The organism is Frateuria sp. YIM B11624 (genome assembly GCF_049727805.1).
Taxonomy (GTDB): Bacteria; Pseudomonadota; Gammaproteobacteria; order Xanthomonadales; family Rhodanobacteraceae; genus Frateuria_A.
Window position 1 is genome coordinate 1 of sequence record NZ_JBCNYA010000063.1, and the last position, 1399, is coordinate 1399.

The 1399-nt window shown below is 58.2% G+C and carries 1 protein-coding gene; it reads left to right on the forward strand.

All coding sequences use genetic code 11. The features are described 5' to 3' along the window. The first annotated feature begins 440 nt into the window (after nucleotides 1-440). On the forward strand, nucleotides 441-779 hold the full coding sequence (locus tag AAIL17_RS18195; protein ID WP_424684238.1) for a YqcC family protein: 339 nt from the start codon (nucleotides 441-443) through the stop codon (nucleotides 777-779). Nucleotides 780-1399 lie beyond the last annotated feature (620 nt).

The window sequence follows — 1399 nt, forward strand, 5'->3', positions numbered from 1 at the left end:
GCTGCTAGCGTTGCGTTCGGTGGGGTTCGCGCTCGTTCGGTGCAGTCGCCCAAAACATGGCGCAGCGCAAGCCCCTAACTCTTCATTCAAGCGGACGGCTGCGCCGCCGCTTAATTCGGGTGTTAGGCTCAATGACGAATTACCGAGAACGCGTGCCTATTAGTAGCGTCATGAGGACAACCCTTGCCCTCATCGGCGCTTTTAGTCTAGCGCTCACGGTTGTTTTTGCGGTAGCAAAGGCCTGGCTCCTCGTCGCAGCATCTGCTGGTATCAGCTTGTTCTGCTTGGTCAGGGCTGCTCGCGGCTACCATTTCTTATATCGAGATGACGGCGAGCCGTGAATAGTCTTGTTCACACAACTCGCGTGATACCGTAATGCCTAACAACTCGTTCAAGGCGGACGGCTTCGCCGCCGCTTAACTCCAGCGTTAGGCACTGAAATGCAAAGCTCTCCGCTAGGCGACCTACTAGACGCGATTGAAGTAGAGCTTCGAAGGCTCGGATACCTCGTCGGCAACCCCGCCTCCATCACCGGCGTCTCATCTGCTTTCGGCTACGGCCACATCGCGTTTGAACAATGGCTAGGCCAGGTCTTCCTTCCCAACGCCCGGGCAGCGGTTGCCGCTAACGATCTGCCCAAATCAAGCCAGGTTGCGGCGGTAGCAGTACGCAACCTGGATGGCGTGGAAGAAGCCGATGCCTTGCTTGGGCTTCTCGGCTCCTTCGACGCAAAGATCAATCAAATGGGCGGCGCTAGCGGTATCCCGCGCGGCGCCTAACAACTCGTTCAAGGCGGACGCGCGTACCGCGCGCCGCTTAACTCCAGCGTTAGGCGAAGGTAGGGAGTAGCAGCTTGCGAACACTTAGGGTTCTTTGGTGGCTCTATTTCGCCTTTATCGCTTGGTCGTGGGTCCGCTCGCTCATTGACCTTCATGGCATTCCTGACTTTGTCCTATCTATCTTCAATGGATATGGCGTTGTCGGCTTGTGGGGGTATCTACGCGGCACGATCATTGGGTGGCGCACGTTCTGGGTGGTCTATTTCGTGTTCTTCATAGCCGAGGTTGGCTACAGCGTCTTGCCAGCCGGCTGGCTCGGGGTTCAATCGGGTTCGTTGGTAGTGCTTAGCATGGTTGTTGGCGCAGCACTCGTTTGCGTGCCGCAAGGCGTAGCACTCTGGCGCTACGCCTTTCACAACCAGCAAGCCTGGCGGTCTGCCCGTGGCACCGCCTAACTACTCGTTCGAGGCGGACGGCTCCGCCGCCGCTCAACTCAAGCGTTAGGTTCTTGCTTGGTTGTTCTCTCGCAACGTGCGCTTCGGCCAGGCTCTCGCCAGCTTTCAGTCCTCCGCATTTGGCCGCGAGCTTTGCAGCCGTGCGGCAAGCTCCAGCCTCCCAAA

Excerpts from the sequence above, each read along its gene's own strand:
- AAIL17_RS18195 (WP_424684238.1), top strand. The coding sequence starts at position 441 with ATGCAAAGCTCTCCGCTAGGCGACCTACTAGACGCGATTGAAGTAGAG.